This window comes from Bacillus cereus group sp. BfR-BA-01355 (assembly GCF_022663675.1).
Taxonomy (GTDB): domain Bacteria; phylum Bacillota; class Bacilli; order Bacillales; family Bacillaceae_G; genus Bacillus_A; species Bacillus_A thuringiensis_S.
The window spans coordinates 1-219 of the sequence record NZ_JAKUFY010000502.1; the positions used below are offsets into that span (position 1 = coordinate 1).

Genomic DNA, 219 nt, shown 5'->3' on the forward strand with positions numbered 1-219 from the left:
TGCTGAAGCTTTAGAAGATATCAATACGCTATTACGTGTGAATAAAAAGGTTGAACTGGATGTATTAGATGAAGCAGCCAAGTATTTTGCTAGTAAATTAAAACCTAAAATAAAAACAAGCGAACGCATTTAAGGGATAGCCTAAAGATTGTTGTGAAAGATGATCGTGTATCTGTGGAATTTAAAGATGAAGCTTGGTATTGGTACTTAGTTGAACAT

General features: G+C 33.3%; 1 pseudogene. It reads left to right on the forward strand.

The window, feature by feature from the left end:
• Window positions 1-219, forward strand: a pseudogene (locus MR167_RS32650) (HK97 gp10 family phage protein); the annotation flags it as partial.